The organism is Phenylobacterium sp. (genome assembly GCF_004799395.1).
In the GTDB taxonomy this organism is placed as follows: Bacteria; Pseudomonadota; Alphaproteobacteria; order Caulobacterales; family Caulobacteraceae; genus Phenylobacterium.
Genome location: NZ_SSMZ01000256.1, coordinates 1 through 4,571, shown reverse-complemented (window position 1 = coordinate 4,571; position 4,571 = coordinate 1). Strand labels below are relative to the sequence as shown.

2 protein-coding genes and 1 pseudogene are annotated in these 4,571 nt (G+C 69.3%); all 3 read left to right on the top strand.

From position 1 onward, the window contains the following. A pseudogene (locus E8A12_RS16310) lies at positions 1-112 on the top strand ((2Fe-2S)-binding protein); the annotation flags it as partial. Positions 113-116: 4 nt separating this feature from the next. Beyond that, positions 117-2,303 carry a xanthine dehydrogenase family protein molybdopterin-binding subunit gene (locus E8A12_RS16305; protein WP_293370708.1) on the top strand — a complete coding sequence of 729 codons (2,187 nt, stop codon included), beginning with the start codon at positions 117-119 and terminating at the stop codon, positions 2,301-2,303. Positions 2,304-2,526: 223 nt separating this feature from the next. Further along, positions 2,527-4,571: biotin carboxylase N-terminal domain-containing protein (locus E8A12_RS16300; protein WP_293370706.1), on the top strand; the 2,045-nt coding region annotated here is incomplete at its 3' end.

Genomic DNA, 4,571 nt, shown 5'->3' with positions numbered 1-4,571 from the left:
GCCAACCGACGCCGACATCGACGCGGCCATGACCAACATCTGCCGCTGCGCCACCTACACGCGCATCCGGGCTGCGATCAAACAGGCCTCCGGCCAGAAGGTGAAGGCGTAGGCTCATGACCCTCGAAATCACCGGCGCCTCGCGGCGCGACGTCCTGAAGGCCTCCGTCGTCGGCGGCGGCCTGGTGCTGTCCTTCTCCATCGCCCCGAAGGCGGGCGCCGCCGAGGGCGCCGGCGCCCAGGCGCTGAACGCCTATGTGCGCATCGCGCCCGACGGCATCGTCACCATCATGGGCAAGAACCCGGAGATCGGTCAGGGCATCAAGACCAGCCTGCCGATGATCATCGCCGAGGAACTGGATGTCGCCTGGGAGAACGTCCGCATCGAACAGGCCGACAACGATCCCAAGCTCTACGGCCGCCAGTTCGCCGGCGGCAGCATGGCGACCCCGCTGAACTGGGACGACCTGCGCAAGGTGGGCGCCGTCGCCCGCGCCATGCTGGTCAACGCCGCGGCGACGGCGTGGAACTGCCCGTCCGGCGACTGCAAGACCGACGCGGGGCACGTGATCCACGTCTCCACGGGCCGCAAGGCCTCCTACGGCTCGCTCGCCGGCCAGTGCGCCGGCGTGGCCGCGCCCGATCCCAAGACGATCGCGCTGAAGGACCCCAAGACCTACAAGATCATCGGCAAGGCCAAGCAGCAGTACGACACCGCAAAGATCGTCAGCGGCCAGCCGCTATTCGGCATCGACGTGCGCGTGCCCGGGATGCTCTACGCGACCTACGAAAAGGCGCCGGTGTTCGGGGCCAAGGTGGCCAGCGCCAACCTGGACGCCGCGCGCGCCGTTAAGGGCGTGAAGAAGGCGTTCGTCGTCGACGGCGGCGCGGACCTGTCCGGCCTGCTGCCCGGCGTGGCGGTGGTCGGCGACAGCTGGTGGGCGGCGCGCAAGGGCCGCAACGCGCTCAATACGCAGTGGGCGGATCATCCGACCTCCAAGCAGTCGAGCGCGGATTACGACAAGCGGGCCCTGGAGCTGAACGCCGGCCCGCCGATGACCAGCCTGCGCAAGGACGGTGACGTCGACGCAGCCCTGGCCGGCGCGGCGCACAAGGTGGAAGCCGCCTATTCCTATCCCTTCATCTCCCACGCCCCGCTGGAGCCGCAGAACACCACGGCCCAGTTCAAGGACGGCAAGCTGGAGATCTGGTCCCCGACCCAGAACCCCGAGCCGGGCCGCCAGCTCTGCGCCAAGACCCTCGGTATCAAGCCGGAGGACATCACCGTCCACATGACCCGCTGCGGCGGCGGCTTCGGGCGCAGGCTCTCCAACGACTATATGGTCGAGGCGGCCTGGATCGCGCGCGAAACCGGGGCCCCGGTGAAGCTCCTGTGGACGCGTGAAGACGACATGCACCACGACTTCTACCGGCCCGCCGGCTACCACTTCTACAAGGGCGGCGTGGATGCGGCCGGCAATTTGGTGGCCTGGCAGGACCATTTCGTGACATTCGGCGAGGGCGACAAGGTCGCCTCCAGCGCCGGCATGGGCGCGACGGAGTTCCCCAGCCGTTTCGTGCCCAACTGCCGGATCGACCAGTCGACGATCTCGACCGGCGTGCCTACCGGGCCGTTGCGGGCGCCGGGCTCCAACGCCCTGGCCTTCGTCAACCAGAGCTTCATCGACGAGCTGGCGCATGCGGCGGGCGCCGACCCGCTGGCCTTCCGCATGAGGCTCCTGGGCGATAAGCCGATGGTGGGCGAGGGACCGTCCAGCTACAACGCCGGGCGGATGAAGGGCGTGCTGGCCGCCGTCGAACAGATGAGCGGCTGGAAGGATCGCGCCAAGTTGCCCCAGGGCAGCGGCATGGGCGTCGCCTTCCACTTCAGCCACCTGGGCTACTTCGCCGAGGTTGTGCAGGCCGCGGTCTCCAAGGAGGGCGCGATCAAGATCGAGAAGGTCTGGGTGGCCGCCGACGTGGGCCGCCAGATCATCAATCCGGCGGGCGCCATGAACCAGGTGCAGGGCGCGGCGCTGGAGGGCATCAGCCACGCGCTCTACCAGAAGATCACCATCAAGAACGGCGCGGCGACCCCCAGCAACTTCGCGGAATACCGCTTGCTGAAGATGGCCGACGCGCCGCCGGTGGAGGTCAAGTTCGTGATGACCGACTATTCGCCGACCGGCCTGGGCGAACCCGCCCTGCCGCCGGTGATCCCGGCGCTCTGCAACGCCATCTTCGCCGCAACGGGCAAGCGGATCCGGTCCCTGCCGATCGATACGACGCAGCTGAAGGCGTAGGGGCGCATAAATCCTCCCCTAAGGGGAAGGGGCGCGAAGCGCCGGAGGGGGCTTGCCCCGCCGAGCCTGCGACAGCCGACGTCCCCAACGCCGGAGGGGAAACCCCCTCAGTCAGCTTCGCTGACAGCTCCCCCTGTGGGGGAGCACCTTGTGGGCGCGATGCTTGCAACGGCATGATGTCCCCCGAGGCGGCGGCAGACCGTCCGTCGAACGGGGACGTCACGTGCAGAAGCTTCTGATCGCCAACCGGGGCGAGATCGCCATCCGCATCGCGCGCACCGCCGCGGAGATGGGGATCGCCACGGTGGCGGTGTTCTCCGAGGACGACGCGGCCTCGCTGCACACTCGCAAGGCGGACCAGGCGGTCGGCCTGAAGGGGTCCGGTCCGGCGGCCTATCTCGACATCGCCCAGGTGGTCGCCGCGGCCCAGGCCGAGGCGTGCGACGCCGTGCACCCGGGCTATGGGTTCCTGTCTGAGAACGCCGCCTTCGCCCAAGCCTGCGCTGACGCCGGCCTGACCTTCGTCGGGCCCACGCCTGAGACGCTCTCACTGTTCGGCGACAAGGGCCGGGCCCGGGCCCTGGCGCAGCAATGCGGCGTACCGGTGCTGGCCGGCACCGACGGGCCGACCACGCTGGCCGAGGCCCTCGCCTTCTTCGATGGGCCAGCCGCCGGCGCGGCAATGGTCAAGGCGGTGGCCGGAGGCGGCGGACGCGGCATGCGGCCGGTGACGTCCACGGACGAGCTGGAAGCCGCCTTCGAGCGGTGCGCGTCGGAGGCCAAGGCCGCCTTCGGAAATGGCGACCTCTATATGGAACGCTTCCTGCCCCACGCGCGGCACATCGAGGTGCAGATCGTCGGCGACGGCGTCGAGGTGAGCCACCTTTGGGACCGCGAGTGCAGCCTGCAGCGCCAGCGCCAGAAGCTGGTGGAGATCGCTCCGGCCGATGTCCTGCCGATGGCGCAGCGCGAGGCGCTGTTCGCCGCCGCCGTCAGCCTGGGCCGGGCCGCGGATTACCGGAGCCTCGGGACCATGGAGTTCCTGGTTGACGGCGAGAGCTTCGTCTTCATCGAGGGCAACGCGCGGCTGCAGGTGGAGCATACGGTCACCGAGGAGATTACCGGCCTGGACCTGGTCAGGGTTCAGCTGCAGGTCGCAGATGGGCGGTCGCTGGCAGACCTCGGGCTGACGCAGGCGGAGGTTCCGGCCCCGCGCGGGCATGCGGTGCAGGTGCGGATCAATCTGGAGACCATGGCGGCGGACGGCTCGGCGAAGCCGGCGGGCGGAGTGCTGACCGCCTTCGAGCCGCCGTCGGGGCCGGGGGTCCGGGTGGACGGGTTCGGCTACGCCGGCTACCGCACCAGCGCGCGGTTCGACAGCCTGCTGGCCAAGGTGATCGTCCATGCCGGCGCCGGCGGTCTGGAACGCGCCGTGGCAAAGGCCTACCGGGCGACGAGTGAGTTCCGCCTCGAGGGCTCGGCCAACAACATCGCCTTCCTGCAGCACCTTCTGGCTCGCCCGGAGGTGGCGGCGGGTGACGTGCATACCCGTTTCATCGACGCTCACATCGCCGAGCTGGTCGGCGGCGCCGAGTCGCACCGCAAGCTCTATTTCGACGCGCCCGCGAAGGGCGCCGCGGCGCCTCAGCGAGTCGGCTATCAGATCGACGCCGTCGATCCCCTGGCGGTTTTGGCGCTGGGCAAGCAGGAACTCGAGCAGCACACGGAAGATCGAGAATCCGAGGGGGCCGAAGGGACCAAAGCGCTCCGCGCGCCGCTCCAGGGGACGGTGATCGGCATCTTGGTGGTGGTGGGCGTCGAGGTGCGCGCCGGCCAGCCGCTGATGATCATGGAATCCATGAAGATGGAGCATGTCATCGCCGCGGAGGTCTCGGGCATTGTGCGGCAGGTGGCTGTGGTGACCGGCGAAACGGTGTTTGAGGGCCACCCCCTGGCCTTCATCGAGGAAGCTGAGGTCGCGGGCGGCGCCGGCGGCGAAGAAGAGGCGATCGACCTCGATTTCATTCGCCCTGACCCGGCCGAGGTAATGGCGCGCCACGAACTGACGCTCGACGCCGCCCGTCCCGAGGCCGTCGCGCGGCGGCGTAAGACCGGCCAACGCACCGCGCGCGAGAACGTCGAGGACCTGGTCGATCCGGGAAGCTTCGTCGAGTATGGCCCCTTGGTGGTGGCCGCCCGCCGGCGTCGACACAGCCTGGACGAGCTGGTCAAGACCACCCCCGCCGACGGCATGATCATGGGCTGGGC